Origin of the sequence: Burkholderia sp. JPY481, from assembly GCF_038900515.1 — a bacterium.
GTDB lineage: Bacteria > Pseudomonadota > Gammaproteobacteria > Burkholderiales > Burkholderiaceae > Paraburkholderia > Paraburkholderia youngii.
This window is the reverse complement of record NZ_JAYMRT010000003.1, coordinates 389,086-414,248: the sequence shown is the minus strand read 5'-3', so window position 1 is coordinate 414,248 and position 25,163 is coordinate 389,086. Positions and strand designations below refer to the sequence as shown.

Genomic DNA, 25,163 nt, shown 5'->3' with positions numbered 1-25,163 from the left:
GACGACGATGAACGACACCGCTGAACTCGCGAATCCGCAACTCGCCGCCTCGCACGCCGAGACGTTGCGTGAGCGCGCCGACTATCGCATCGTGCCCGCGAAGAACCGCGCGCGGCTCGCCGGCACCGTGGCGGCCGTGGCGCTGATCGGCATCGTGCTCGAATCGGTCTTGGGCAATCCGCGCTGGGGCTGGAATGTTTTCGCTGAATGGTTTCTGTCCGAGCCGGTATTGTCCGGCCTCGGCCGCACGCTACTGTTGACCGCGCTCGGCGCGGCGTTCGGCTTCGCGCTCGGCATTCCGATCGCGCTCGCGCGCGTGTCGCGTTCGCCGCTGCTCGCGGGCTGCGCGTGGGCGTTCGTGTGGCTGTTCCGCTCGATCCCGCTGATCGTGCTGCTGTTGATCCTGAACAATCTCGGCTATCTGTACGAGACCGTTCACCTCGGCGTGCCGTTCACGAGCCTCGTCGTTTTCGATGTGCCGACCACCGAGCTGATCAGCCCGTTTCTCGCCGCGGTGCTCGGCCTGACGCTCAATCACGCGGCGTTTTCGGCGGAAGTGATTCGCGGCGGCATTCAGTCGGTCGACCACGGTCAGCTCGAAGCGGCCGCCGCGCTCGGCTTGCCGCGCGAGCGCCAGGCCCGGCGCATCGTGCTGCCGCAGGCGATGCGCGCGATCGTGCCCACCGCGTTCAACGATCTGATCGCGCTCGCTAAGGGCTCGTCGATGGTCTATGTGCTCGCGATGCCGGAGTTGTTCTACACGGTGCAGATCATCTATCGACGCAATCTGGAAGTGATTCCGCTGCTGATGGTCGCGACGGTCTGGTATCTGATCATTCTGACCGTGTTGTCGGCGATACAGGTTTATGTGGAGCGGCATTTCTCACGCGGCGTAAAACGTAGCGCGGTGCGGTCCGCTTTCCCCTTCGGCGCGTTGCTGAAAAGCGCGGGCATTCTGCGTGGCGGCGACGATGCGCACGTCGAGCCGCCTGGGGAAGCAAAAGACAATGCACGTGTAGGCGCTTCCCTGGATCAACGCTGGGCCGATCAACGCGACGGCGCGCGCATCACGATCCAGCAGGTATCGAAGAGCTTTGGCACGCTGAAGGTGCTCGACAACGTGTCGCTGACGCTGCGTCCCGGCAGCGTCACCGTGATTCTCGGTCAATCGGGCTCCGGCAAATCGACGCTGCTGCGCACGATCAATCATCTGGAGCGCGTGGACCGAGGCCTGATCGATATCGACGGCGAGCTGATCGGCTATCGACGCGACGGCGATACGCTGTACGAGCTGAAAGAGACAGAGATCCTGCGACGCCGCGTCGAGGTCGGCATGGTGTTTCAGAGCTTCAATCTGTTCCCGCATCTGACCGTGCTGGAGAACATCATCGAGGCGCCGGTCGCGTTGGGACGTCTGTCGCGCGCGGAAGCAGAGAGTCTTGCGCTCAGTCTGCTCGCGCGTGTCGGTCTCGAAGCGAAGGCGCATGCGTGGCCGCGTCAGTTGTCGGGCGGGCAGCAGCAGCGCGTGGCGATTGCGCGCGCGCTGGCGCTGAAACCGAAGGTGCTGCTGTTCGACGAGCCGACCTCGGCGCTCGATCCCGAACTCGTCAACGAAGTGCTCGACGTGATCAAGGCGCTCGCGCGTTCCGGCACGACGATGGTGATCGTCACGCACGAGATCGGCTTTGCGCGCGAAGTGGCGGACACGATCGTGTTCATGGATCGCGGACGCGTGATCGAGTCGGGCCCGCCCGCGCAAGTATTGAACGAACCGCGCCATGCGCGCACGCGCGAGTTTCTGTCGCGCGTCCTGTGAATGCAGACTGATCCCTATCAATGACCAATCGACGTCAATTCATTCTCACCGGTACGGCGCTCGGCGCGCTGCTGGTGCGCAATGCGCTCAACGTAGCACTCGCGGCGCAGGCGCCGCACGGCACCGTGGACCTGAGCCCTGAGCAGCCGGGACGCATTCGCGTGCCGAAGAATCCCGCAGCGATCGCGGCTATCGGCAATCACTACCGCTTTGCGAACGACGGCAACTTCACGGTCGCGATTTCGCCGCACCTGCCGCCGACCGCGACCTATGCGACCGATGCGCGTACCGTCGTCGGTTCCGATGCCGACTACGCGCAACTGATCGCCGATTCGCTCGGATTGAAGCTGAACCTCGTGCCGATCGCATGGGCCGACTGGCCGCTCGGCCTCACCTCGGGCAAGTACGACGCGGTGATCTCGAACGTCGGCGTGACCGAGCAGCGCAAGGAGAAGTTCGATTTCACGACCTATCGGCAAGGACTGCACGGCTTCTACGTGAAAACCGCGAGTCCGATCAGGAAGATCGCGCAGCCGCAGGATATTGCGGGTCTCCGGCTGATTACGACCTCGGGCACGAACCAGGAAAAGATCATCCTCGAATGGAACCGGCAGAACGTCGCGAAGGGCTTGAAGCCGGTCGAGTTCCAGTACTTCGACGATGACGCCGCGAGCCGCATCGCGTTGCTATCGGGCCGCGCCGACGTCGTATTCAACCCGAACGCGCCGCTTGCCTACGATGCGGCCACGACCGGCGCGATCCGCGAGGTGGGTACCCTGAACGCCGGCTGGCCGGCGCGCGCGGACGTGGCGATCGCCACGCGCAAGGGCAGCGGCTTGATGGATGCGCTGACGGTCGCGACGAACGGACTGATCGCGAATGGCGCCTATCAGCGCTCGCTCGCGCACTGGGGCATCGAGTCGGAAGCGTTGGCGCGCTCCGAAAGCAATCCACCGGGTCTGCCGAAGTTCTGAGGCGTCGAAAGTCATTGCAGCATCGGGTTTATCACTCCAGCAGATAACCGTATCGGATTTGCTTCGTTGGCATCGCGCGCGCGGGCCGGTACATTCGTCGCACTGACCGCGCCGTTAGGCGCCCGCTGAATAGTTTCGACGAAGAGACGCCTGTGACGACCACCGCCGCTGCTTTTACCGCTCCCGCTGCCCCGGCGCAATCCTTCGAGATTCGCCCGTTCGATGCGCCGCTCGGCGCCGAAGTGCTCGGCCTCGACCTCGGCCAGCCGCTCGCCGACGACGATTTCGCGCGCATCCACCGTGCGCATCTGGCCCACCACGTTCTCGTGTTTCGCGACCAGCGCATCACGCCGGAGCAGCAGATCGCGTTCAGCCGCCGCTTTGGCCCGCTGCAGATTCACGTGCTGCATCAGTTTGGCCTGGCAGGCTATCCCGAGGTGCTGGTCGTATCGAACGTGATCGAGAACGGCAAGCCGATCGGTCTCGGCGACGCCGGCCACTACTGGCACTCCGACCTGTCGTACAAGGAAAAGCCGAGCCTCGGCTCGTTGCTGCACGCGCAGGAGTTGCCGGCCGAAGGCGGCGATACGCTGTTCGCGAACATGCATCTGGCGTGGGATACCTTGCCCGCGCATCTGCGCAGCGCAGTGCAAGGGCGCAGCGCGGAGCACACCTACCTGGCCAAATACGCGGAGCTGCAGAAGCGCAGCCCGTGGCGGCCGAATCTGTCGGCCGAGCAGATCGCGCAGGTGAAGCCGGTCGTGCATCCGATCGTGCGCACGCATCCGGAGACGGGGCGCAAGGCGCTGTTCGTCAGCGAGCACTTCACGACGCGCGTGATCGGTGTGCCGGAAGACGAGAGCCGCGCGTTGCTCGACGAGCTGTTCGCGCACAGCGTGCGGCCCGAGCATCTGTACCGGCATCGATGGGCCGAGCACGACATGGTGTTCTGGGACAACCGCTCGTTGATGCATCTCGCCGCCGGCACGCCCGACCATCTGCGCCGCAAGCTGTATCGCACGACGATCGAGGGCGACGTGCCCCGCTGAGCGACGCTTTCCATCACAACGACACCCATCACACCGCACGCCGACTGGAGTTTCAATGCTGAGCCGATTTCACCCGACCGCCGCACGGCCGTCGTTTGTCCGCCGTTTGACGGCTGTACTGCTGAGTCTGTCGATGGGCGCCGTCGTCAGCGCTCCCGCGCATGCCGAGGGCGAGATTCGCGTGGCCGAGCAGTTCGGCATCGTGTATCTGCTGCTGAACGTGGCGCGCGATCAGCATTTCATCGAGAGCGAAGGGCGCAAGCAGGGTCTCGACATCAAGGTCGATTGGGTCAAGCTGTCGGGCGGCGCCGCGGTCAACGACGCGTTGCTGTCGGGCGCGGTCGATATCGCCGGCGCGGGCGTCGGCCCGCTGCTGACGATCTGGGATCGCACGCACGGCAAGCAGAACGTGAAGGGCGTCGCGTCGCTCGGCAATCTGCCGTACTACCTGGTCAGCAATAATCCCGACGTGAAGACGATCGCGGACTTCACGCAGAAGGACCGCATCGCGCTGCCGGCGGTCACCGTGTCGGTGCAATCCCGCGTGCTGCAATACGCTGCGGCGAAGCGCTGGGGCGACAAGGAATACAACCGGCTCGACAAGTACACGCAGGCGTTGCCGCATCCGGACGCGGCCGCGGCGATCATCGCGGGCGGCACTGAAATCACCGGGCATTTCGGCAATCCGCCGTTCCAGGAGCAGGAACTGGCCGGCAATCCGAAGGCGCATATCGTGCTCAATTCGTACGATGTACTCGGCGGCCCGAGCTCGGCGACGGTCCTCTATGCCACCGAAAAATTCCGCCACGACAACCCGAAGACCTATCGCGCGTTCGTCGATGCGCTCGCCGATGCGGCGAAGTACATCAATGCGAATCCGCAGGGCGCGGCCGATATCTATATCCGCACCAATCAGTCGAAGATCGATCGCGACCTGCTCGTGAAAGTCATCACGAACCCGCAGGTGCAGTTCAAGATCGTGCCGCAGAACACCTTGGGGCTCGCGCAGTTCATGTATCGCATCGGCGCGATCAGGAACGAGCCGTCGTCGTGGAAGGACTATTTCTTCGACGATCCGGCGACGGCGGCGGGGAGCTGAGCATGACGTCGCGCGTTGTCGTGGCGCTGCGCGGTACGCGGCAATATTCGCCGGTTGATCCGGTTTACTCGCAGGGAGCGCTTTGATGGTGGCCAATCCCACGCTTCTCTTTCCCGATGACGCCGCACGGAACGCCGCGGCAACCAGCGGCAAACTGCTCGCGGTCGAGAACGTGAACCTCGAGTACCGCACGCGCGAGCGGATCGTGCGCGCGACGCACGACGTCAGCTTCGACGTCTACGGCGGCGACCGCTTCGTGCTGCTCGGGCCGTCCGGTTGCGGCAAGTCGACACTGCTGAAGGCGGTCGCCGGTTTCATCGAGCCGAGCGCGGGCAGCATTTCGCTCGACGGTCAGCGCGTGCGCGGACCGGGCGCCGATCGCATCGTCGTGTTTCAGGAGTTCGACCAGTTGCCGCCGTGGAAGACGGTCGTGCAGAACGTCGCGTTTCCGCTGCGCGTCGCGAAGAAGCTGTCGAAGGCCGAAGCTCATGAACGCGCGCTGCATTACCTCGATAAGGTCGGGCTCGCCGCGTTCGCGCACGCATATCCGCACACGTTGTCGGGCGGCATGAAACAGCGCGTCGCGATCGCGCGTGCGCTCGCGATGCAGCCGCGGGTGCTGCTGATGGACGAACCGTTCGCCGCGCTCGACGCGCTGACGCGCCGCAAGATGCAGGAAGAACTGCTGCGGCTATGGGAAGAGGTGAACTTCACGCTGCTGTTCGTCACGCATTCGATCGAAGAGGCGCTAGTGGTCGGCAACCGGATTCTGCTGCTGTCGCCGCATCCGGGCCGCGTGCGCGCGGAACTGAACAGCCATCAATATTCGCAGGACAGCTTCGGCCGCGCCGATTTTCAGCGCAGCGTCGCGCGGATTCATCACCTGCTGTTCGAACAGACGGAGACCGTGCAATGAGTACACCTGTCACGTTGCTGCCGCCCGTGCGCGACGAATACGAACGTCCGCTCGAAGCGCCCGGCGACCTCGCGATCGAAGCGCCGTTGCCCGCGGCCAGGCGGATCTTCGCGCACGGCTGGCTGCGTAAGACGCTGATCGCGCTCGTACTGATCGCCGCGTGGGAAATCGCCGCGCGCGTGATCAACAACGATCTGCTGCTGCCGACCTTCGGCGCTACCTTGACCGCATTCGTGCAAGGCGTGTGGTCCGGCGAACTGCTCACGAAGACGGCGGTATCAATGTCCGTGCTGCTGCGCGGCTATCTGCTCGGCGCCGCGTTTGCGTTCGTGCTGACATCGCTCGCGGTATCGACGCGCGTGGGCCGCGATCTGCTGTCGATGCTGACCGCGATGTTCAACCCGCTGCCGTCCATCGCGTTGCTGCCGCTCGCGTTGCTGTGGTTCGGGCTCGGCACCGGCAGCCTGTTGTTCGTGCTCGTGCATGCGGTGCTGTGGCCGCTCGCGCTCAATACCTATTCGGGCTTTCAGTCGGTGCCCGCGACGCTGAAGATGACCGGGCGCAATTACGGTCTGACGGGCCTGCGTCACGTGCTGTTGATCCTCGTGCCGGCGGCGCTGCCGTCGATCCTGGCCGGCCTGCGCGTGGGCTGGGCGTTTGCATGGCGCACGCTGATCGCCGCGGAGCTCGTGTTCGGCGCGAGTTCGGGCAGCGGCGGGCTGGGCTGGTACATCTTCCAGAATCGCAATGAGCTGTATACGGATCGCGTGTTCGCGGGGCTCGCGGCCGTGATCGTGATCGGCCTGCTGGTCGAGCATCTCGTGTTCGATACGCTCGAACGCGTGACCGTGCGGCGCTGGGGCGTGCAGCAGTAACGGGTTGCATCGGCCCCAATTCGCGCTTCGCGGCGTCGGCGCGAGCCCTTGCCATGCGGTGCGCTTGGCCGTCGGATCGCATCCTGCGTTCGGGTGCAAATATCCGGTTGCGTCCGTCGCTGTCGTGAACTACAAATGTAAGGCTACGCGCTGGCTCGATTTTTGGCGGGCCGGGCTTCCGTTCAGAACCGTTCAGAACGACAGGGAGAGTGCCGTCATGGGAATGCGCCCCGATCCTACTTTTCATGCATCGCCGAAACTCGCGATGGATGCGCCGGCGGAAGAATACGCGTACACGGTGCTGCTAAGTCCGGATTCCTCGCAGCCCGACGCGCTCGCCGTGATCGACGTGAAGCCCGGTTCGCCGACCTATAGCCAGGTGGTCCACACGGTGCCGGTGCCGAACAAGGGCGACGAATTCCATCACTTCGGCTGGAACGCGTGTTCGTCCGCGCTGTCGCCATTGACGGGCCACGCGTTTCTCGAGCGACGCTATCTGATCATTCCGGGCATGCGCTCGTCGCGCATCTATATCGTCGATACGAAACCGCATCCGACCCAGGCGAAGATTCACAAGATCATCGAGCCGGAGGAAATCTTCCGCAAGACCGGTTATTCGCGTCCGCACACCGTGCATTGCGGACCGGAGGGCATCTATGTGAGCACGCTCGGCGGTGGCGGCAAGGACGGCACCGACGGGCCGCCCGGAATCTTCATCATGGATTGCCAAACGTTCGAGGTGCTGGGACGCTGGGAAATCGAGCGCGGCGCACAAGAGAAGCATTACGACTTCTGGTGGAATCTGCCGCGCGATTACATGGTGTCGACCGAATGGGCGTTGCCGCCGCAATTCGAAAACGGCATCGTGCCTGAAGACCTGCTTTCGAACAAATACGGCCACCGCGTGCACTTCTGGGATCTGCGTGCAAGGCGCAACGTGCAGACGCTCGATCTCGGCGCGAACCATCAGATGGCGCTGGAAGTGCGGCCCGCGCACGATCCGAGCCGCGAGTACGGATTTATCGGCGTCGTGGTCGATACCACGAATCTGGAGGGGTCGATCTGGACCTGGTGGCGCGAAGGCGGCCACTTCCACATCGAAAAGACCGCGACCATTCCGCCGGAGCCCGCGCACGCCGACGAATTGCCGCCGTTGCTGCAAGGTTTCGGCGCGGTGCCGCCGCTCGTCACCGACATCGATCTTTCGATCGACGATAAATTCCTCTACGTCTCGTGCTGGGGCACCGGCGAGATGCGCCAGTACGACGTGACCGAACCGCGCAAGCCGAAATTGACGGGCTCCGTGCGCATCGGCGGAATCGAACGTTGCACGCCGCATCCGAACGGCAAGACATTCGCCGGTGGCCCGCAGATGGTCGAGATCAGTCGCGATGGCAAGCGCGTCTACTGGACCAACTCGCTCTATTCGACGTGGGACGACCAGTTCTATCCGGATGGTGTGCCCGGCGTGCAAGTGATGGCGCATGCCGATCCGAATGGCGGTCTCAAACTCGCCGAAGATTACTTCGTCGAATTTCCCGCCGGCTATCGGGCGCACCAGATCCGACTCGAAGGCGGCGACTGCTCGACCGATTCTTTCTGCTATCCGTCGGTGGGCGTTTGAGCGGCGCGGTGTCGCCGCAAGCGGCACTGTGGCTCGCCGTCGTCGCGAGCGGCGTGTATCACGGGGTCAATCCGGCAATGGGGTGGCCGCTCGCGGTGTCGAACGCGCTGATGCAGCGGCGCTCGCAAGCGCTGGTCGTCGCGCTTCTCTATCTCGCGGCCGGGCACGCGCTCGCGATACTGCTGATGATGCTGCCATTCGCGATGCTTGCGAGCTTGCTTGCGTGGCAGCGTCAGATGCAGATCGGCGCGAGCGTGCTGGTGATCGGCTTCGGTCTGGTGTTGCTGATGCGCCGCCGCCATCCGCGCGTGCTGGCGAGAATTCCGCCGTCGCGGCTCGCGCTATGGTCGTTCGCGGTGGCGATCGCGCACGGGGCCGGCTTGATGCTGGTGCCGATCTATCTCGGTCTGTGCCGCGCCGACGCCATGGACAGCGCGCACAAAGCCGCCCAGGCGCTGATCGAAACGAGTTTGCGCATGGCGCTGTCGGTCTCCGCGGTGCATGCAGCGACCATGACGATGGCCGGCGGTGTGCTCGCGTGGCTCGTTTATCGCTACCTCGGGCTCAGGTTCGTGTCGCGCAGCTGGTTCAATCTCGATGCGGTGTGGGCGTCGAGTCTGATTCTGGTAGGGGGTGTGTCGCTGGCGTTGAATGCGTCGGCATCGGGGGTTTCCGGGTGATTTCGACGAACGCGGGCACAGCGTATGCTGCGCAGTTTCGGTGCAGGAACGCCATTGCGTGCGGGTCCTGATTTTTCCTTTCGTCATCTACACCCGGAGAAGATCATGCCGCTGAAGAAAGGTACATCGAAAGAGACCGTGTCGCACAACATCAAGACCGAGACGAAGCATGGCAAGCCGCACAAGCAGGCTGTCGCGATCGCATTGAATCAGGCGCGCAAGTCGGGCGCGAAGATTCCGAAGAAGAGCGAGAAATAAGCTGCTTCGGCACGCGCGGTCGTACCCATGACCGACAAACCGCAGAAAAAGCGCGCGCATGGCGACGCGCAATCGGAGCCAGCGGATGTCGAACCCGATCAGCATCCGGCGAAGCTCGGCGATTGCCGCCGTTGCGCGCTCTGGCGCAATGCGACTCAGGCCGTGCCCGGCGAAGGGCAGCGGCATGCGTCGATCGTGCTGGTCGGCGAGCAGCCCGGTGACATGGAAGATCTGCAGGGCAAGCCCTTCGTCGGGCCGGCCGGCGCGTTGCTCGATAGAGCGCTCGAAGAAGCCGGCGTCAAGCGTAACGACGTATACGTGACGAACGCGGTCAAGCATTTCAAGTGGATTGCGCGCGGCAAGCGCCGCTTGCACAAAACGCCCGCTCAGCGCGAAGTCGAAGCGTGCAGCTACTGGCTCGAACAGGAACTCGACATGCCGGATGTGCGCGTGGTCGTCGCACTTGGGGCGACCGCGCTGAAAGCGGTTGTCGACGATCCGCACGCGCGTTTGCAGGATGCGTTCGACAACACGCTCGAACGCGGCGAGCAGCGTGTGGTCGCGACGTACCATCCGTCGTATGCGCTGCGCGCGCCGGACCCTGAAACCCGCCGCGAGGTGTACGAGCGCATCGTCGCGGCGCTGCGCACCGCGCAGAAGCTGGCGCACGGCGGCAAGCGATCAGGGTAATGCTGGCGCTTGCGTCGCCTGGATTCCGAGGTCTTTCATCAATCGTTGCGCGTCGAACGGCGCCCGCGCTTTGACGTCATTGTCGAAGTAGCAGTAGACGTCTCGCGCGGCCCGGCGGCGCGGCGCGAGTTGCGGCGCGATCAATCGCGCGTCGGCCGGTTGTGAGCCGCCGCGCCATGCATCGATTCGCTCGGCCCATCGTTGCAAAGCTTCGTCCCCATATGAACCCGAGTATTTGGCTTCGCTGCCGTGCAGGCGGATGTAGACGAAGTCCGCCGTCAGATCTTCGGCGACGGGCCACGGTTCGGTGGAATCGGAAACGACGAGCGCGACGCCGTATTGCCGCAGCAAGGTCACGAACGCCGGATCGACGAAGCTCGCGTGGCGCACTTCGACCGCGTGACGCAACACCCGCTTGCGATCGATGTCGACGTAGGGTGTCTTGACGCGCTTATCGTGTTGACTGGCGAGCGCCGATGCGCTCGCGGTGTCGGGCGGCAACTCGCGCAGAAAGCGCTCCATTGCGCCGGGCTCGAATCGGAAGGACGGCGGAAATTGCCACAGGATCGGACCGAGCTTTTCGTTCAACGCGAGCAGGCCCTGCGCGAAGAAGTTCGCGATGCCGACGCGCGCGCTCGCATCGCGAAACCGCAGCATATGAGTCAGATAACGCGCGCCTTTGATGCCGAACACGAAGCCGTCAGGCGTTTGCGCATACCAGCGCCGCCAGCTATCGAGCGATTGAAGGCTGTAGTGCGTGCCGTTGATTTCTATCGTACCGAACAGCGCCGACGCGTACTGCAATTCCGCTGCATGTTTCAGATCCTCGGGGTAAAAGCTGCCGCGCCAACCTTGATAGCGCCAGCCGGAAATGCCGATACGCGCAACGCCGGACTTCTTCATTCGCGCGTCGAGTGTGGCGTGCGTCATTGAATACGCGCGATTTCCTTCGCGACCGAGGCCGGGCTGTCGAAATTGTGATCGGGCAGCCGGTCGACCAGATCGACGATGTCGGTATTCGCGTGATTCTTGCGCGCCTGCGCGACCAGCTTTTCGCGCGTGGTCGGGTAATTCACGCCACTGAGTGCTTTTTCGATGTCAGCGGGATTCGGCTGGCCGGGGTGACGATGATCCTGCGAATGAGCGGGGTGCTGTGACATGGTTCCTCCTTGAGTGAGTACATCACGACTGTGCGCCTATCGTTACTTGTCGCATATGTCGTGCCGCGGCTCGCGGGCTCGTTGAGGAATGCGGCTTGCGGTCAGCCGGAAACGCAGCGCCGCTGACACACGACCTTTCAAGGAGAAGGCTCATCATGAGCACGATGCTCGCTTATCGCATTCACAGCTTCGGCGGTCCAGAGGTGTTCAAGGCCGAGACGATCGAGATCCCCGAGCCAGGCGCCGGCCAGGTGCTGGTGCGCGTGCGCGCGGCCGGCGTCAATCCGGTCGACCTGAAAACACGCTCGGGCCAGTACCCGTTGATCCGCGAAGAACAGCTGCCCTATACGCTGGGGCGCGATTTTTCCGGTGTGGTCGAACGGGTCGGCGAGGGCGCCGCGCAGTGGCGCGCGGGCGAGCAGGTGTATGGCTTCGTTGGCCAGGGGCAGGGCGCGTACGCGGAATTCGTCGTCGTGCCCGCGAGTGCGCTAGCGCATGCGCCGGAAAAACTGGACGCGGGGACCGCGGGCGCCGTGCCGCTCGCCGCGCTGACCGCGTGGCAGGGCCTGTTCGAGCACGGCTGCCTCGAAGCGGGCTGCCGCGTGCTGATTCACGCGGGCGCGGGCGGCGTTGGACATTTCGCCGTGCAGTTCGCCAAGCAGAAGGGCGCGGAGGTGTACGCGACGGCGTCCGGCGACGGCATCGAGTTCGTGCGCTCGCTCGGCGCGGATCGCGTGATCGACTATCACGCGCAGCGTTTCGAAGACGTCGCGCGCGACATGGACCTCGTGTTCGATCTGGTCGGCGGCGATACGCAGCGCCGCTCGTGGTCAGCCGTCGCGACGGGCGGCGCGCTGATCTCGACGCTCAACGAGCCGTCGCAGACCGAGGCGTCGAGCCATGGCGCGCGGGCCGCGCGTTATACCGCGCGGCCCGATGGGCGGCAATTGACCGAGATCGCGTCGTTGATCAATAACGGCAGCGTGCGTGTCGTGGTCGCCGAACGGTTTTCGTTCGATGCCACGGCCAACGCGCTCGAACGGCTCGCGAAAGGCCACGTGCGCGGCAAGATCGTGGTGGAGGTCGCGCCGTAGCACGGAGAGCGCGGAGGATGCCAGCGGGCTAGTTCGGAGTCGCGTCGTCGCTCGCACTGCGCAGCGGCGCGCGGCTCTGATCGTTGTTCAGATGCACGAACTTTCTCAATAGCCTCAATAGCTCTCGCGCATCCTCGTCGCCCATGCCGTCGAGCAGGCCGTGATTGAGCGCGTTGACGCCGGGGATCAATTCATCGAGCAACTGCTCTCCAGCCGGCGTCAGCAACAGACGACGCTGGCGGCGCGGCAGAACTTCGCGCACGATCCAGCCTTTCGCTTCGAGCCGCACCGCGATGTCTGCGGTGGTCGACGTGTCGAGACCGACCCGCTGCGCAAGCGTGACCTGATCGAGTCCGGGCAATTCCTGCAGCATTCTGAGCACCGCATACTGCACGGGCGTCACCTCGCGCCCGATCAGATCATGAAACATGGATACGGAAATCTGATGCGCGCGTCGGATCAGATGGCCGGGCTGGTCGTACAGATCGATGCTGATCGCGGAAGTGCTGGTATCGGTTGAAGTGACCATATTAGTTCTGAAGGCCTCGTGCCTTTCCGGAGCGAATGGCAAACTGGTCTTCGTGTTACCTGATTGAAAGTTGGTCTAGGGGAAAACCTTCATTTAATCATTAAAGGCTCATTGAGTACACTGAATCTCAATGAGTGAACTGAATGAAGTGCGCGAACTAACAACAAGGAGTGACACTGACATGTTTCCCAAGAACGCGTGGTACGTCGCATGCATGCCCGATGAAGTCGCGGATAAGCCGCTCGGCCGGCCGATCTGCGGCGAGCCGATGGTTTTCTATCGCAACGCGGAAGGCGCCGTGGTGGCGCTCGAAGACTTCTGTCCGCATCGCGGCGCGCCGCTGTCGCTCGGTTTCGTGCGCGACGGCACGCTCGTGTGTGGCTATCACGGCCTCGAAATGGGCTGTCAGGGCAAGGCGACCGGCATGCCGGGCCAACGCGTCAATGGCTTTCCATCGATTCGCAGCTATCCGGTGATCGAGCGCTACGGCTTCGTCTGGGTGTGGCCCGGCGATGCGGCGCAGGCCGATGCCGCCAAGCTGCATCATCTGGAATGGGCCGAGAGTTCCGAATGGGCGTATGGCGGTGGGCTCTATCACATCCGCTGCGATTACCGGCTGATGATCGACAACCTGATGGATTTGACGCACGAGACCTATGTGCACGCGAACAGCATCGGGCAAAAGGAAATCGACGAAGCCGCGCCGAAGACGGTGGCCGAAGGCGATACCGTGCGCACGAGCCGTTTCATGGAAAACGTCGCCGCGCCGCCGTTCTGGAAGATGGCGTTGCGCGGCAACGGTCTCGCCGACGACGTGCCCGTCGACCGTTGGCAGATCTGCCACTTCACGCCGCCGAGTCACGTGCTGATCGAGGTAGGCGTCGCGCATGCCGGACATGGCGGCTACCACGCGCCGGCCGACAAGAAGGCGTCGTCGATCGTGGTGGATTTCATCACGCCGGAAACCGAAACATCGATCTGGTATTTCTGGGGTATGGCGCGCAATTTCCGTCCCGACGATGCCGCGCTGACCGCAAGCATCCGCGAAGGACAGGGCAAGATCTTCAGTGAAGATCTGGAGATGCTCGAACGTCAGCAGCAGAACCTGCTGCGCTGGCCCGAGCGCAATCTGCTGAAACTCAATATCGATGCGGGCGGTGTGATGTCGCGTCGCGTGATCGATCGGCTCGTCGCGCAGGAGCGCGCGGAGACGGGCGCGCCGCAGGCTGGCGCGGCTCGGGCTGACGCGCCCCGGGCCGAAGTGACGCGCGTGATTCCGGTGCGGACGGCGACATGAATCATCCCGTGCTGAATGTGGTGGTTGTGCGCCGGCGCGACGAAGCGCCCGGTATCGCGAGCTTCGAACTCGCGAGCGAAAACGGTCAGGCGTTGCCCGCTTTCGACGCCGGCTCGCACGTCGACGTGCATTTGCCCAACGGGCTCGTGCGTCAGTACTCGTTGTGCAACGATCCGCGCGAAACGCATCGCTATCTGATCGCGGTGCTGCGCGACGAAGCGGGACGCGGCGGATCGAAAGCGGTGCACGATTTGCTTCGCGAAGGCGATAGCCTGCAGATCAGCGCGCCGCGCAATCATTTCGCGCTCGCTGACGATGCGGCACATCATCTGCTGCTCGCGGGCGGCATCGGTGTCACGCCGATTCTTTGCATGGCCGAGCGGCTCGCCGCCACGGGCGCTTCGTTCGACATGCACTATTGCACGCGCTCGAAGGAACGCACGGCGTTCGTCGAGCGTCTTGCACAAGCTGGCTTCGCGAAGTCAGTCCAGCTTCATCACGATGATCATCCGGGCGGCTCGACGTTCGATATCGAGCAGACGCTAAGCGATGCGCCGCCCGGCACGCATCTGTATGTCTGCGGCCCGCGCGGCTTCATGGATTTCGTGCTCGAGACCGCGCGCGCCAAGGGCTGGCCGGAAAACAGGTTGCACTACGAGTTTTTCGGCGCGGCCGCGAATCAGCCGGCGACGGGCGGCAGCTTCCAGGTGCGCATCGCGAGCAGCGGCGCGACGATCGACGTCCCGCCCGAATGCACGGTCGTGCAGGCGCTGGCCGCGCATGGCGTCGAAGTGATCACGTCGTGCGAGATGGGGGTGTGCGGTACCTGTTTGACGCGGGTGCTGTCTGGGGAGCCGGATCACCAGGATTCCTATCTGACCGACGAGGAACGCGCGGCGAACGATCAGTTCCTGCCGTGCTGCTCGCGCGCGAAATCGCCGCTGCTGGTGCTCGACCTGTGATCTTTTGCGGACGACGGGGCGGGTCGCCCGTCATACCGCTTATTGCCCTTTCCCCTCGGAGTCCGACGAACTAACCGTGCGCACACTCAACGCCGGGTGGTGTGCAATCGCTTTTTCGGAGAACGACAAAGCCCGCTGGTCGGCGGGCTTAGGACGCAATTTTTGATGCGGAGGCAGCGATTATTTCCACCGTAAGATGGCTAGTCGTCAAGCTTTCGCTGACCACGTTTCTTGCTTCGCCAGACAAGCAGAATTGCTGCGGCAAAACCTAGCACGATTCCGGCCGACGACATGAGAAACGCCAGGTCGGATTCTTGATATGCCGTCTTGACCCCGTACATACGAACCGCCAATTTCCATATCGGATTCGAAAAGTTCAGGGGCGCTTCTGGATTCATCATCCACCACAGCGCATTGGCAAAGATTGCGAGCAGTAAGCCGAAACCGACTGCGAGGCAGATCAGGATTTTTTTCATTTCACCGTCACTTCACCGTACGCTTTAAGTTCCGATCCAGGAACTGATACTTTCGGCGTGTTGGTAAATATCGAACGGATATGACGCCAGTCTGCAAGTCGGTCGATAGTTATGCAGCCCTCGCTCCTCCCCAATCGACCCTTCGGATGCAATCGGAACTGGCCACGAATAATGCCGTCGCATAAGACTTTATCGTCGTCAATATTAGCGTCGATCGCGTGGAGCGCGAACCATTCGCTCTTGTTATTGCCATTCAGGTTAAGCCGATCTTTCCATGGCCCAAGAATGCCGCCGGATCTTCGGTCAAAAATAAAATATCGGCCGACCGGAATGGCGCCGATCTTCCGCGTGCACATTCCAGCCGCTTTGTTGATATAACTCCCCTGCCCGGAGTATGCAGGAAACGATAGAGCGCCAATCCTAAATTCGCTCATTGGCTTACCATTCAATTCGAACGTGCATTGAATCACTTGTCCTCCAGATTGTCCGATAACAGTGAACTTATAAATAACTAAGTTATGCAGAGCGGAATTCTAGAGGCGATTTTTTTTGAGAAGGCCACTATTAAAATAAATTCTTCGCGGCAGCAACTCCCGCTTACACGACAGCTCGCCTGACCGAGCGAATCCACCCTTCTACTGACCCGCTCCCGTCAGCCGCACGCGCGGCCTGATTTTTGCTGGCCTGCTTAAGCGTCGTCTCGTTCGCAGGGGGACGACGCGTGTTGAAAGCTCATCACCAGCGGGGTCCCCAGTGGCAGCAGCGCAAGCATCCGGAACGCCAGGACGGCGCATCAGGCGCGGCAGCGTCACGTCGTTAGCGGCACTGGCTCTCGCGTCCGCAAGCTCCGCGCACGCAAACCCGGTGGCACCGCTGAATTACTTCCTGCACGCGGCGGGCCCGGCGGCCCGTCCGACGCTTTACCTCGGCTGGGTTTTCACCGCGATCGTGACGCTGGTCACGCTGATCGTCGCCGGTCTGCTGATCGGCGCGATGGTCCGCAAGCGTCCCGCGACGCAAGAGGATGCGCTGAGCGCCGAGCCCGGCGGCATCCGCTGGGTGTTCATCGGTACCGCGGTGTCGTCGGTCGTGCTGTTGGGGATGCTGGCCTATGCACTGGTCACGCTCGAATCGGTGGCGTCGCCCGCGTCGTATCCGCAATTGACGATCACCGTGACCGCTTACGACTGGTGGTGGAAAGCCGATTACAGCGACGATCCGAACCCGGCCCGCAACTTCAGTACCGCGAACGAGATTCACATTCCGGTCGGTGAACCCGTGAAGATCCAGCTCAAAAGCGCGGACGTCGTGCACGCGTTCTGGGTACCGCAACTCGCGGGCAAGACGCAGACGATTCCGGGGCAAACCAACGAGCAGTGGATTCAGGCGGACCGTCCCGGCATTTATCGAGGGCAGTGCTCGCAGTTCTGCGGCGCGCAGCACGCGCATATGGCGTTCGAAGTGATCGCGCAGGACACCGCCGCCTTCAACGCGTGGCGCGACGCGCAGGGACGCGCGGCCAGCGTGCCCACCGGCGACGCAGCTGTCGCGGCCGGCCGGCATCTATTCGAAGAGCGCTGCGCCGGCTGCCACACGATTCGCGGCACCAAGGCCACCGGCGTGCAGGCGCCCGATCTGACGCATCTCGGTTCGCGCCGGATGATCGCGGCAGGCGCGCTTAGCAACACGCCCGACCATCTGCTCGACTGGATCGAGCACGCGCAGCGAATCAAACCCGATGGATTGATGCCCAGTATCGCGCTGACCACCAGCGAGGCCGCCGCGTTGTCGGCGTATCTGGCGACGCTGCATTGAAGCGCATCGCACTCGAGGAGCCCGCTCAATGTCCGAACATCCCGCTTCCGCTTCAGTGCCCGCACTGACACGCACGCCGCGGCGCGGCCGCGTCGAGCCCGGCAGCGAGCAGGAAAAGCGGCTGCGCGAAATCTGGGAGTCGCGGCCCGGCTGGCGCGGCTGGTTCTCGACGGTCGATCACAAGACCATCGGTCTGCGCTACCTGGTGACCGCATTCGTCTTCCTGCTGATGGGCGGCGTCGAAGCGCTGATCATGCGCGTTCAACTGGCGCGCCCCAATGCAACGGTGCTCACGCCCGAACAGTACAACCAGCTGTTCACGATGCACGGACTGACGATGATCTTTCTGTACGCGCTGCCCGTCCTGTCCGGCTTCTCGAACTACCTCTGGCCGCTCGTGCTCGGCGCGCGCGACATGGCTTTTCCGCGCCTGAACGCGCTGTCGTACTGGGTGTTCCTGTTCGCCGGCATCTTCCTGTATGCGAGTTTTCCGACCGGTCAGGCCCCCGACGCAGGCTGGTTCAACTACGTGCCACTGTCCGGGCTGGAATACAGCAACGGCCCGAACATCGACGTGTATGCGCTCGGCATGGTGCTGCTCGGGATTTCGACGACGGTCGGCTCGATGAACTTCGTCGTCACGCTGCTGAGGATGCGCGCGCCGGGCATGTCGCTCGATCGCGTGCCGGTGCTCGTGTGGGGCACGCTGACCGCGTCGGGCGGCAATCTGTTGGCGGTGCCTTCGGTGAGCCTCGCGTTTCTGATGCTGTGGATGGACCGCCGCATCGGCACGCATTTCTTCGACGTGCTCAATGGCGGGCGTCCGTTGTTATGGCAGCACCTGTTCTGGATTTTCGCGCACCCATGGGTCTATGTGGTCGTGCTGCCGGCGATGGGCATCGTGTCGGATGCGCTGCCGGTCTTTTGCCGCCGGCCGCTGGTCGGCTATGGGCCGGTCGCGTTGGCGACGGTCGCAACGATGGTGCTCGGCTTTGCCGTGTGGATTCACCATATGTTCGCGACCGGCATCCCCGCGCTCGCGCTGTCGTTCTTCGGCTCGGCCAGCATGGTGATCGCGGTGCCGAGCGCGGTCGCGACGTTCGCGTGGGTCGCGACGATCTGGACCGGCCGCCCCGTGTATCGCGTGCCGTTCCTGTTTTTCGCGGGCTTCGTGCTGCTGTTCGTGATCGGCGGTGTCTCCGGCGTGATGACCGCGGCGGTGCCGTTCGACTGGCAACTCACCGACACCTACTTCGTCGTCGCGCATCTGCACTACGTGCTGCTCGGCATCAATGTGTTTCCGGTGATTGGCGGCATCTACTTCTGGTTTCCGAAGTTCACCGGCAGGATGACGAACGAGCGTCTCGGCAAGCTCGCGTTCTGGGTGCTGTTCATCGGCTTCAACGTCGCGTTCTTTCCGATGCATATCGCGGGACTGCTCGGCATGCCGCGCCGCATGTACACGTATCCCGCCGACATGGGCTGGAACACCGTGAACCTCGTCACGTCGCTCGGTTCGTTCCTGTTTGCGGCCGGCGTGCTGCTGTTTCTGATCGATATCGCGGTGAGCCTGAAGCGCGGCAAGCCCGCCGGCAACAATCCGTGGGATGCGCCGACGCTCGAATGGTCGGTCAGCTCGCCGCCGCCGCCGTACAACTTCGCGGTGGTGCCGACGCTCGCGAGCCGGCATCCATTGTGGGAAGGGCGCGTCGAAGAGCCGGGCGAGGCGGATCAAGCGCGCTCGCAACTCGACGAAGGCTATCTGCTCGCGCAGGGTCGCGAAGCGTTGGGCACGACCGCACTGGAAGCGAGTCCCGACGTGATCCTGAAGATGCCCGAAGACTCGTACGCGCCGTTCTGGCTCGCGGTCTTTGCCGCGCTGCTGTTCGCGGGGCTCGCGTTGACCGCCTGGGTTTTCGTGGGCGCGATGCTGGCCGGTTGCGCGATGTCGATCATCACGTGGCTGTGGCCCGAGCGCGCGCTGATCCAGCGCGAGCCGGTCGCGGTCGAAGATGCGGGAGGCTGACGTGAGCGATGCACTCAACTTCAATCGCGCGTCGAGCGAACCGGACCGGACCGCGCGAGCATTGCCGGTTGGCAGCGCGGGCGAGCGATCGAGCGGCTGGTGGGGCTGCGTCACGTTGATCGCGACCGAAGGCGCGCTGTTCGGCTATCTGATCTTCTCGTATCTGTATCTGGCGTCGCAAAGCCAGCAGCATTGGCCCCCCGAGGGATTGCCGAAGCTCGGGCTCGGCAGCGCGAATACGGTCATTCTGCTGTCGAGCAGCGTGTTCGTCTGGTTCTGCGAGCGCTGTGTGCGCCGGCGGCGGTTGCGACTCGGTGTCGCGTCGATGGCGGCGGGCATCGTGCTGGGCTGCATCTTCATGGGCATTCAGTTGCGCGAGTGGCACAACCACCCTTATGGCCTGACCTCGCATCAGTATGGCTCACTGTACTTCACGATTACCGGCTTTCACATGGCGCACGTGCTGGTCGGAATCGTCGTGCTGACCTTGCTCGCGATCTGGACCGCGCTCGGCTATTTCGACGACAAGCGCTGCGCGGCGCTGTCGATCGGCGGGCTGTATTGGCACTTCGTCGATGTCGTGTGGCTGTTCATTTTCAGCACGCTGTATCTGACGCCGTATCTGTTCCGGGAGTGGTCATGACGACGCTGCCCCGAGACTCGCACATCTCGATGCGCTATGTGCTGATCGGTCTGCTCGCGGCGCCGTTCGCGTGGCTGTTGCAGATGATGCTGGCGGAGACGCTCGCCGCGCAGGCCTGCTATCCGCACAATCATCCGCTCGGCGCGCCGCTCGTGTCGTGGATGCGTCCGGCGATCGTCGCGCTCGGCACGGTGTGCCTGGTCGCGGGCGCGTTCGGCGCCTGGGTCGCATGGCGCAATCTGCGCCGCGTCGCGCCGCTGAAACTCGGCGCGCTGAACGGCGAGCGCCGCACGCGCGCCGAACTCGACTGGTTTCTGACGCACGTCGCGGTGATGACGAGCATGCTATTTCTATTCGCATTGATCGCTACGGATGTCGCGGTCGCGATCGTGTCGCCGTGCAGGTGGTGGTGATGAAGCGCGGCGTTCTCGACACGGTTGGATACGGCATCGTGGCCGCATGCGCGCTGACGATAGCAACGGCGGCAAACGCGGCCGGCGCGGCCGATGCCGCCGCGAACCCACCGGACGCATCCACCGACGCCGCGCAGATCGCACGCGGCGCATATCTCGCCAAAGCCGCCGATTGCGCCGGTTGCCACACCGCCGCGCCGCGCGTCCCGCATCCGGGCGCGGCGCCTGAAGCTACGCCGCCGTTTGCCGGCGGGCTCGGCATGGGATCGCCGTTCGGCACGATCTATACGTCGAACATCACGCCGGACCCGCAATACGGCATCGGCCGTTATAGCTATGACGACTTCGCCCGCGCGTTGCGCGAGGGCATCGCGCCCGGGGGCAAGCGGCTTTATCCGGCGATGCCGTACCCGTCGTTCGCGAAGATCACCGATGACGACATGCACGCGCTCTACGCCTACTTCATGCACGGCGTGCAACCGGTCGCGGTGCCCGCCCCGCAAACGCGCTTGCCGTTTCCATTCAATCAGCGCTGGGCGTTGATGTTCTGGGACTGGGCGTTCGCACCGAAAGGCCAGTTCAAGGCCGATGCGAAACATGACGCGCAGTGGAATCGTGGAGCGTATCTGGTGCAATCGCTTGGCCATTGCGGCGCCTGCCACACGCCGCGCGGACCCGCCTACGAAGAGCGCGGCTATGACGAGTCTGCATCGGCTTATCTGACGGGAGGTACCAACGACCACTGGTTCGCGCCGAACCTGAGCGCCGACCCGGGCTCGGGGCTCGGCCGCAGTTCCGCGGCCGACATCGTCGACTTCCTTCGACACGGCCACGGCGGCGGACTCATCACGTTCGGCAGCATGGTGCAGGTCGTCGAAGACAGCACGCAATACCTGAACGACGACGATCTCGCGGCGATCGCCGCGTATCTGAAGAGCCTGCCGCCGCGCGCGCCGAGCGGCAATTTCAACGCACGCTCCAACGCCGCGCAGCAAACCGTGCAGGCTCTGAAAACCGGCGACGTGGAAAGACCCGGCGCGGGCATCTATGCGTCGTATTGCGCGCGCTGTCATCAGATGGACGGGGCAGGGGTGCCGCATAAGTATCCGCGCCTCGCGGGCAACCCCGCGGTGCTATCGGCATCGAGCGCGTCACTGGTGCGGTTGCTGGTCGAGGGCGGCGGCAGTCCGCATACCGAGTCGGGACCGGAGCCGCACAAGATGCCGTCTTTCGCCGGCAAGCTGACGGACACCGAAATGGCCCGTGTGCTCACGTTCGTGCGGACCACATGGGGAAACGCGGCCGGACCGGTCACGCGAAACGATGTGTCGAATGTGCGCGGCGCATTGCACAAGTAAATGCCAACGCGTCGTTATGCGGTGTTCTCGTCGCCGTCGACGTCGCCGTGGCCATTGGCGGCGCTGAACAGGGTCTTCAGCTTCGCGTTGACCGCGATCAACTCTCCCACTGGCGCCACCGCGAGTTGCTCATCGAAGAGCGTGAGGACCTGGCCGAGCAGCGCGAAGGCGTCGTGATCGACCACGCAGATGCCGGTTTCGAGTCCCGCCTGGCGGCAGCGCAGAATCACGCCCTCCGCGTCGCGAAACAACTCGGGTACGGCCGAACCATAGCCGCGCTGATTCAGCAGCATCGCCATGTAAATGGCCTGCGCCATGCTGCCGACGTGATATTGATTCGCGACGCCGCTGCGTAATGCTTCGAGCGTCATGTGATAGTCGAGCGAGATTTCGCCCGCTTTGGCAGGCACGATCGGGCGCAGCATCGCCTTCGGGCGGGTGCGCGGCGACTTCGCGGGTGCGGCGCGAGTACGGCTCGCTTTTCTGGTCATATGCTCACTGAGGCGGCCGGCTTGCGCCGGGCCGCTAAACCATCACGGAACCTGACAACGTCGATAACGGAAGACGGCTGCGCCGCATCCCACGCGGCGCCGTTCCCGTTAGCCCATATGCAGACCGCCGTTCAGCGAAAAATCCGCTCCGGTCGCAAAGCCCGCCTGATCCGACGCGATCCACGCGACGATCGACGCAATCTCTTCCGGCGTGCCGAGACGCCGTACCGGAATCGTCGCGACGATTTTCTCCAGCACCTCCGGACGGATGGCCTTGACCATGTCGGTGCCGATATAGCCCGGCGACACGGTGTTGACCGTCACGTTCTTGGTCGCCACTTCCTGCGCGAGCGCCATCGTGAAGCCGTGAATGCCGGCCTTGGCCGTGGAGTAGTTGGTCTGCCCGAACTGGCCTTTCTGGCCGTTGACCGACGAGATGTTGATGATGCGCCCAAAGCCCCGGTCGACCATGCTCTCGATGACCTGTTTGGTCACGTTGAACAGGCTCGTGAGATTGGTGTCGATCACCGCTTGCCAGTCTTCGTATGTCATCTTGCGGAACATGCCGTCGCGCGTAATGCCCGCGTTGTTGACGAGCACGTCGACTTCACCGACTTCCTTCCTGACCTTCTCGAACGCTTTCGCGGTGGACTCCCAATCCGCGACGTTGCCTTCCGATGCGATGAAGTTGAAGCCGAGCGCTTTCTGATCTTCCAGCCATCGGGCTTTGCGGGTCGAGTTCGGTCCGCAGCCCGCAATGACGGTGTAGTTCTCTTTGTGCAAGCGCTGGCAGATGGCGGTTCCGATACCACCCATGCCGCCGGTTACGTATGCAACACGATTTGCCATAAGTCCTCCTTCTTGTTTAGGGTGAGTTGAGCAAGTTTGATTGGAGGATGGACCTATTATTGGCAGCGGCAATCGGCCCGGACGATGGGCATTTTCACCTACGGGTTAACTGTCAATTCGGATGCAGGAATCGTTGTTTGACGAGGCAATGAATCGCGTTGACTACTGGTCGAATGCTTTGCGAACTCCGGTGTCTCGTTGCCGCCGGCCGCTTTCCCGTCCTTGCCTGCGCGCCGTCTTCCTCATACCCTTAGCGTTAGCCTTAAGTAGCTGCCCCGGACACAGTGCGGCAGACCGCCGCCACGGTCGTCGGTCCGGGGTGCGAAGCCGTCCCTTGCTCTCGCATCTATTCGTGTGATCATCAGAGGCACATCGGATGACTGATTATCTTGCTGACATCGATCCCGACAAGTTGAACATCCTTGGGATCTTCGGGCTGTTGATCGGCGGCCTCGCACTGTTTCTTCTGGGGCTGGAGTTCTTGACCGGCGGGCTCAAGGCGATCGCGGGATCGAAACTGCAGTCGTTGATCGGCGTGCTGACCGCGAACCGGTTTCGTGGCGTGTTGGCGGGTGCCATCGTGACCGCGCTGCTGAACTCGTCGACCATCACGACGGTGCTGATGGTCGGCTTCGTGTCCGCCGGCCTGATGACACTTGCCCAGTCGGTGCCGATGATCATGGGCGCGAACATCGGCTCGACCATCACCGCGCAGATCATCGCCTTCGACGTTTCGCGTCTGACGCCGTACATGCTCTCGATCGGCTTCGTGCTGCACGCGTTTGCCCCGCGCGAGGTGTTGCGGCAGATCGGCCGCGTCGTGCTGGGGCTAGGGCTGCTGTTCATGGGCATCCAGCTGATGGGCGAGTCCACGCATCCGTTGCGCACGTACCAGCCGTTCATCGACGCGATGCAGGACATGCGCAATCCGCTCGTCGGCGTCATCGTGGGGGCGGTCTTTACCGCGATCGTGCAAAGCTCGGCGGCGACGCTCGCGGTCGTCATTGCGCTGAGCGGGCAGGGCCTGATGCCTCTCGAAGCCGCTATTACGCTGATTCTGGGCGCGAATGTCGGCACCTGCGGCACGGCCTTGCTCGCCTCGATCGGCAAGCCACCGGAGGCGGTGCAGGTGGGCGTCGTGCATCTGGTGTTCAATGTGCTCGGCGTCGTGATCGCGCTCTTTCTGATTCCTCAGATGGCGGAATTCGTGCGCTGGATATCGCCGTCGCATCCAGACCTGCAGGGCCTCGAGCGCCTCGCGGCCGAGGCGCCGCGCCAGGTAGCCAATGTGCATACGCTGTTCAGCGTAGCGAACACGCTGCTGCTGATCTGGTTTACCGGTCCGATCGCGCGGTTCGCGCAACTGGTCGTGCCGCAGCGCGCGAAGCCCGCCAAACCCGCGGGCGATCCGCAGTATCTCGACGAGTCGGTGTTGACGGTGCCGGCGCTTGGATTGCAGCGCGTGCGTATCGAGCTGACCCGGCTCGGCATGCAGGTGCTCGAAGTCGTGCAACGCGGCTCCCAGATGGTGTCGACGGGCACGATGGAAGAGATCAATCAGATGCTCGATAAGGACAAGGAAAGCGACCGGCTTTCCTTCGAGATTCTTCAATATATCGGCCGCCTGTCGAAGGGGGAACACTCGGAGGAGGAAGGTCAGCAGATGGTCGGCTATACGCAGGTCACGAGTCACCTCGAGAGCATCAGCGGCATTGTCGGCACGACGCTGCTGAGCGTCGCGCAGCAGCGAATGACGCAGCAGATCGACCTGTTGCGCCTGCGCGATGCGGCGACCACGCAGTTTTCCGAGGCGGTGATCCGCAATCTCGAGCAGGCGATTCGCACGATCGAGGCGCCCGATCCGGACGAAGTGGCGAAAGTCATCGACGCGAAAGCCGGCATCGAGAAACTCGCCGCGACCGCGCGTCAGGTCGTGCTCGCGAAGCTTCAGCTGGCCGACAAGACGGACGTCGTCACGTTCCGGCTCGCGATGGATCTGATCGAGCAGGGGCGGCAGATCGCGCAGTTTGCGCGGGCCATTGCGAAAAACGTGGCGGCGCTTCAATAGA

At 63.4% G+C, this 25,163-nt stretch carries 26 protein-coding genes; 19 read left to right on the top strand and 7 right to left on the bottom strand.

The annotated features are described in order from the left end of the window. Nucleotides 1-7: 7 nt before the first annotated feature. The 10 genes from VSR82_RS11270 (at nt 8) to VSR82_RS11225 (ending at nt 9,981) form a co-directional block, all read left to right on the top strand. Nucleotides 8-1,816: an amino acid ABC transporter permease/ATP-binding protein gene (locus VSR82_RS11270; RefSeq protein ID WP_429456994.1), complete on the top strand. Its 1,809-nt coding sequence runs from the start codon at nt 8-10 to the stop codon at nt 1,814-1,816. A gap of 20 nt (nt 1,817-1,836) precedes the next feature. Further along, nucleotides 1,837-2,790 (top strand): ABC transporter substrate-binding protein, encoded by a 954-nt coding sequence (locus VSR82_RS11265; RefSeq protein WP_498857695.1) that lies wholly within the window; start codon nt 1,837-1,839, stop codon nt 2,788-2,790. Between the two features lie 152 nt (nt 2,791-2,942). Continuing rightward, a complete protein-coding gene (locus VSR82_RS11260; protein WP_368586164.1) occupies nt 2,943-3,839 on the top strand; it encodes a TauD/TfdA dioxygenase family protein in 897 nt (298 codons plus the stop codon). A gap of 55 nt (nt 3,840-3,894) precedes the next feature. Further along, nucleotides 3,895-4,938: an ABC transporter substrate-binding protein gene (locus VSR82_RS11255; RefSeq protein ID WP_429456999.1), complete on the top strand. Its 1,044-nt coding sequence runs from the start codon at nt 3,895-3,897 to the stop codon at nt 4,936-4,938. A gap of 85 nt (nt 4,939-5,023) precedes the next feature. Then, on the top strand, nt 5,024-5,854 hold the full coding sequence (locus VSR82_RS11250) for an ABC transporter ATP-binding protein (protein ID WP_368586166.1): 831 nt from the start codon (nt 5,024-5,026) through the stop codon (nt 5,852-5,854). Further along, nucleotides 5,851-6,729, top strand: coding sequence for an ABC transporter permease (locus VSR82_RS11245; RefSeq protein ID WP_368586167.1), 879 nt, complete (start codon nt 5,851-5,853; stop codon nt 6,727-6,729). The genes VSR82_RS11250 and VSR82_RS11245 overlap by 4 nt, the downstream gene beginning before the upstream one ends. Before the next feature lie 217 nt (nt 6,730-6,946). After that, a complete protein-coding gene (locus VSR82_RS11240) occupies nt 6,947-8,353 on the top strand; it encodes a selenium-binding protein SBP56-related protein (RefSeq protein WP_368586168.1) in 1,407 nt (468 codons plus the stop codon). A gap of 8 nt (nt 8,354-8,361) precedes the next feature. Next, complete coding sequence (locus tag VSR82_RS11235; protein WP_429457002.1) at nt 8,362-9,033, top strand: hypothetical protein; 672 nt, start codon at nt 8,362-8,364, stop codon at nt 9,031-9,033. A 105-nt stretch (nt 9,034-9,138) separates the two neighbouring features. Next, complete coding sequence (locus VSR82_RS11230; protein ID WP_176107560.1) at nt 9,139-9,291, top strand: DUF6496 domain-containing protein; 153 nt, start codon at nt 9,139-9,141, stop codon at nt 9,289-9,291. A gap of 27 nt (nt 9,292-9,318) precedes the next feature. Further along, the gene (locus VSR82_RS11225) at nt 9,319-9,981 is read left to right on the top strand and encodes a UdgX family uracil-DNA binding protein (RefSeq protein ID WP_498857694.1); all 663 of its coding nucleotides are present in this window, start codon (nt 9,319-9,321) and stop codon (nt 9,979-9,981) included. Here the strand turns inward: VSR82_RS11225 and VSR82_RS11220 are convergent. Further along, on the bottom strand, nt 9,973-10,884 hold the full coding sequence (locus tag VSR82_RS11220) for a DUF72 domain-containing protein (protein WP_368586175.1): 912 nt from the start codon (nt 10,882-10,884) through the stop codon (nt 9,973-9,975). The two genes, VSR82_RS11225 and VSR82_RS11220, sit on opposite strands and share 9 nt — an antisense overlap. Before the next feature lie 23 nt (nt 10,885-10,907). Beyond that, on the bottom strand, nt 10,908-11,141 hold the full coding sequence (locus VSR82_RS11215) for a DUF2795 domain-containing protein (RefSeq protein WP_176107563.1): 234 nt from the start codon (nt 11,139-11,141) through the stop codon (nt 10,908-10,910). Nucleotides 11,142-11,296: 155 nt separating this feature from the next. Between VSR82_RS11215 and VSR82_RS11210 the strand changes: the two genes are divergently transcribed. Further along, a complete protein-coding gene (locus tag VSR82_RS11210) occupies nt 11,297-12,235 on the top strand; it encodes an NADP-dependent oxidoreductase (protein WP_429457006.1) in 939 nt (312 codons plus the stop codon). A 28-nt stretch (nt 12,236-12,263) separates the two neighbouring features. On the opposite strand, the gene VSR82_RS11205 is transcribed toward VSR82_RS11210, so the two are convergent. Further along, entirely contained in the window at nt 12,264-12,764 is a 501-nt protein-coding gene (locus tag VSR82_RS11205) for a MarR family winged helix-turn-helix transcriptional regulator (protein ID WP_368586590.1), read from the bottom strand. A 181-nt stretch (nt 12,765-12,945) separates the two neighbouring features. On the opposite strand from VSR82_RS11205, the gene VSR82_RS11200 reads away from it, so the two are divergent. Further along, nucleotides 12,946-14,061: a Rieske 2Fe-2S domain-containing protein gene (locus tag VSR82_RS11200; RefSeq protein WP_498857693.1), complete on the top strand. Its 1,116-nt coding sequence runs from the start codon at nt 12,946-12,948 to the stop codon at nt 14,059-14,061. Next, nucleotides 14,058-15,023, top strand: coding sequence for a PDR/VanB family oxidoreductase (locus VSR82_RS11195; RefSeq protein ID WP_368586592.1), 966 nt, complete (start codon nt 14,058-14,060; stop codon nt 15,021-15,023). Before VSR82_RS11200 ends, VSR82_RS11195 begins: the two co-directional genes overlap by 4 nt. A 200-nt stretch (nt 15,024-15,223) precedes the next feature. Here the strand turns inward: VSR82_RS11195 and VSR82_RS11190 are convergent, their stop codons facing one another. Then, entirely contained in the window at nt 15,224-15,499 is a 276-nt protein-coding gene (locus tag VSR82_RS11190) for a hypothetical protein (protein ID WP_429457011.1), read from the bottom strand. Next, on the bottom strand, nt 15,496-15,969 hold the full coding sequence (locus tag VSR82_RS11185) for a DUF2778 domain-containing protein (RefSeq protein ID WP_498857692.1): 474 nt from the start codon (nt 15,967-15,969) through the stop codon (nt 15,496-15,498). Before VSR82_RS11185 ends, VSR82_RS11190 begins: the two co-directional genes overlap by 4 nt. Nucleotides 15,970-16,291: 322 nt before the next feature. Between VSR82_RS11185 and coxB the strand changes: the two genes are divergently transcribed. The 5 genes from coxB to VSR82_RS11160 are packed head-to-tail and all read left to right on the top strand — an operon-like array spanning nt 16,292 to nt 21,754. Then, nucleotides 16,292-17,314 carry a cytochrome c oxidase subunit II gene (gene coxB / locus VSR82_RS11180; protein WP_429457771.1) on the top strand — a complete coding sequence of 341 codons (1,023 nt, stop codon included), beginning with the start codon at nt 16,292-16,294 and terminating at the stop codon, nt 17,312-17,314. A 28-nt stretch (nt 17,315-17,342) separates the two neighbouring features. Further along, nucleotides 17,343-19,340 (top strand): cytochrome c oxidase subunit I, encoded by a 1,998-nt coding sequence (ctaD, locus tag VSR82_RS11175; protein WP_498857691.1) that lies wholly within the window; start codon nt 17,343-17,345, stop codon nt 19,338-19,340. Between the two features lies 1 nt (nt 19,341). Beyond that, complete coding sequence (locus VSR82_RS11170) at nt 19,342-19,983, top strand: cytochrome c oxidase subunit 3 (RefSeq protein WP_429457017.1); 642 nt, start codon at nt 19,342-19,344, stop codon at nt 19,981-19,983. Beyond that, nucleotides 19,980-20,396 carry a hypothetical protein gene (locus VSR82_RS11165; RefSeq protein WP_410849835.1) on the top strand — a complete coding sequence of 139 codons (417 nt, stop codon included), beginning with the start codon at nt 19,980-19,982 and terminating at the stop codon, nt 20,394-20,396. The genes VSR82_RS11170 and VSR82_RS11165 overlap by 4 nt, the downstream gene beginning before the upstream one ends. After that, on the top strand, nt 20,396-21,754 hold the full coding sequence (locus VSR82_RS11160) for a cytochrome c (protein WP_429457019.1): 1,359 nt from the start codon (nt 20,396-20,398) through the stop codon (nt 21,752-21,754). The genes VSR82_RS11165 and VSR82_RS11160 overlap by 1 nt, the downstream gene beginning before the upstream one ends. Before the next feature lie 14 nt (nt 21,755-21,768). Here VSR82_RS11160 and VSR82_RS11155 read toward each other — a convergent pair whose 3' ends face one another. Both VSR82_RS11155 and VSR82_RS11150 read right to left on the bottom strand, forming a co-directional pair. Continuing rightward, nucleotides 21,769-22,245, bottom strand: a complete 477-nt coding sequence (locus VSR82_RS11155) for a Fis family transcriptional regulator (RefSeq protein WP_429457021.1) — start codon at nt 22,243-22,245, stop codon at nt 21,769-21,771. A 108-nt stretch (nt 22,246-22,353) separates the two neighbouring features. After that, on the bottom strand, nt 22,354-23,094 hold the full coding sequence (locus VSR82_RS11150; RefSeq protein ID WP_368586600.1) for a 3-ketoacyl-ACP reductase: 741 nt from the start codon (nt 23,092-23,094) through the stop codon (nt 22,354-22,356). Nucleotides 23,095-23,470: 376 nt separating this feature from the next. Here VSR82_RS11150 and VSR82_RS11145 point away from each other — a divergent pair, with 376 nt between their 5' ends. After that, complete coding sequence (locus tag VSR82_RS11145; RefSeq protein WP_368586601.1) at nt 23,471-25,162, top strand: Na/Pi cotransporter family protein; 1,692 nt, start codon at nt 23,471-23,473, stop codon at nt 25,160-25,162. Nucleotide 25,163 lies beyond the last annotated feature (1 nt).

Bases quoted from the DNA above. Each gene is read 5' to 3' on its own strand.
- VSR82_RS11270 (WP_429456994.1), top strand. From the start codon at position 8: ATGAACGACACCGCTGAACTCGCGAATCCGCAACTCGCCGCCTCGCAC.
- VSR82_RS11265 (WP_498857695.1), top strand. From the start codon at position 1,837: ATGACCAATCGACGTCAATTCATTCTCACCGGTACGGCGCTCGGCGCG.
- VSR82_RS11255 (WP_429456999.1), top strand. From the start codon at position 3,895: ATGCTGAGCCGATTTCACCCGACCGCCGCACGGCCGTCGTTTGTCCGC.
- VSR82_RS11250 (WP_368586166.1), top strand. From the start codon at position 5,024: ATGGTGGCCAATCCCACGCTTCTCTTTCCCGATGACGCCGCACGGAAC.
- VSR82_RS11245 (WP_368586167.1), top strand. From the start codon at position 5,851: ATGAGTACACCTGTCACGTTGCTGCCGCCCGTGCGCGACGAATACGAA.
- VSR82_RS11240 (WP_368586168.1), top strand. From the start codon at position 6,947: ATGGGAATGCGCCCCGATCCTACTTTTCATGCATCGCCGAAACTCGCG.
- VSR82_RS11230 (WP_176107560.1), top strand. From the start codon at position 9,139: ATGCCGCTGAAGAAAGGTACATCGAAAGAGACCGTGTCGCACAACATC.
- VSR82_RS11225 (WP_498857694.1), top strand. From the start codon at position 9,319: ATGACCGACAAACCGCAGAAAAAGCGCGCGCATGGCGACGCGCAATCG.
- VSR82_RS11220 (WP_368586175.1), bottom strand. From the start codon at position 10,884: ATGAAGAAGTCCGGCGTTGCGCGTATCGGCATTTCCGGCTGGCGCTAT.
- VSR82_RS11215 (WP_176107563.1), bottom strand. From the start codon at position 11,141: ATGTCACAGCACCCCGCTCATTCGCAGGATCATCGTCACCCCGGCCAG.
- VSR82_RS11210 (WP_429457006.1), top strand. From the start codon at position 11,297: ATGAGCACGATGCTCGCTTATCGCATTCACAGCTTCGGCGGTCCAGAG.
- VSR82_RS11205 (WP_368586590.1), bottom strand. From the start codon at position 12,764: ATGGTCACTTCAACCGATACCAGCACTTCCGCGATCAGCATCGATCTG.
- VSR82_RS11200 (WP_498857693.1), top strand. From the start codon at position 12,946: ATGTTTCCCAAGAACGCGTGGTACGTCGCATGCATGCCCGATGAAGTC.
- VSR82_RS11195 (WP_368586592.1), top strand. From the start codon at position 14,058: ATGAATCATCCCGTGCTGAATGTGGTGGTTGTGCGCCGGCGCGACGAA.
- VSR82_RS11190 (WP_429457011.1), bottom strand. From the start codon at position 15,499: ATGAAAAAAATCCTGATCTGCCTCGCAGTCGGTTTCGGCTTACTGCTC.
- ctaD (WP_498857691.1), top strand. From the start codon at position 17,343: ATGTCCGAACATCCCGCTTCCGCTTCAGTGCCCGCACTGACACGCACG.
- VSR82_RS11165 (WP_410849835.1), top strand. From the start codon at position 19,980: ATGACGACGCTGCCCCGAGACTCGCACATCTCGATGCGCTATGTGCTG.
- VSR82_RS11160 (WP_429457019.1), top strand. From the start codon at position 20,396: ATGAAGCGCGGCGTTCTCGACACGGTTGGATACGGCATCGTGGCCGCA.
- VSR82_RS11155 (WP_429457021.1), bottom strand. From the start codon at position 22,245: ATGACCAGAAAAGCGAGCCGTACTCGCGCCGCACCCGCGAAGTCGCCG.
- VSR82_RS11150 (WP_368586600.1), bottom strand. From the start codon at position 23,094: ATGGCAAATCGTGTTGCATACGTAACCGGCGGCATGGGTGGTATCGGA.
- VSR82_RS11145 (WP_368586601.1), top strand. From the start codon at position 23,471: ATGACTGATTATCTTGCTGACATCGATCCCGACAAGTTGAACATCCTT.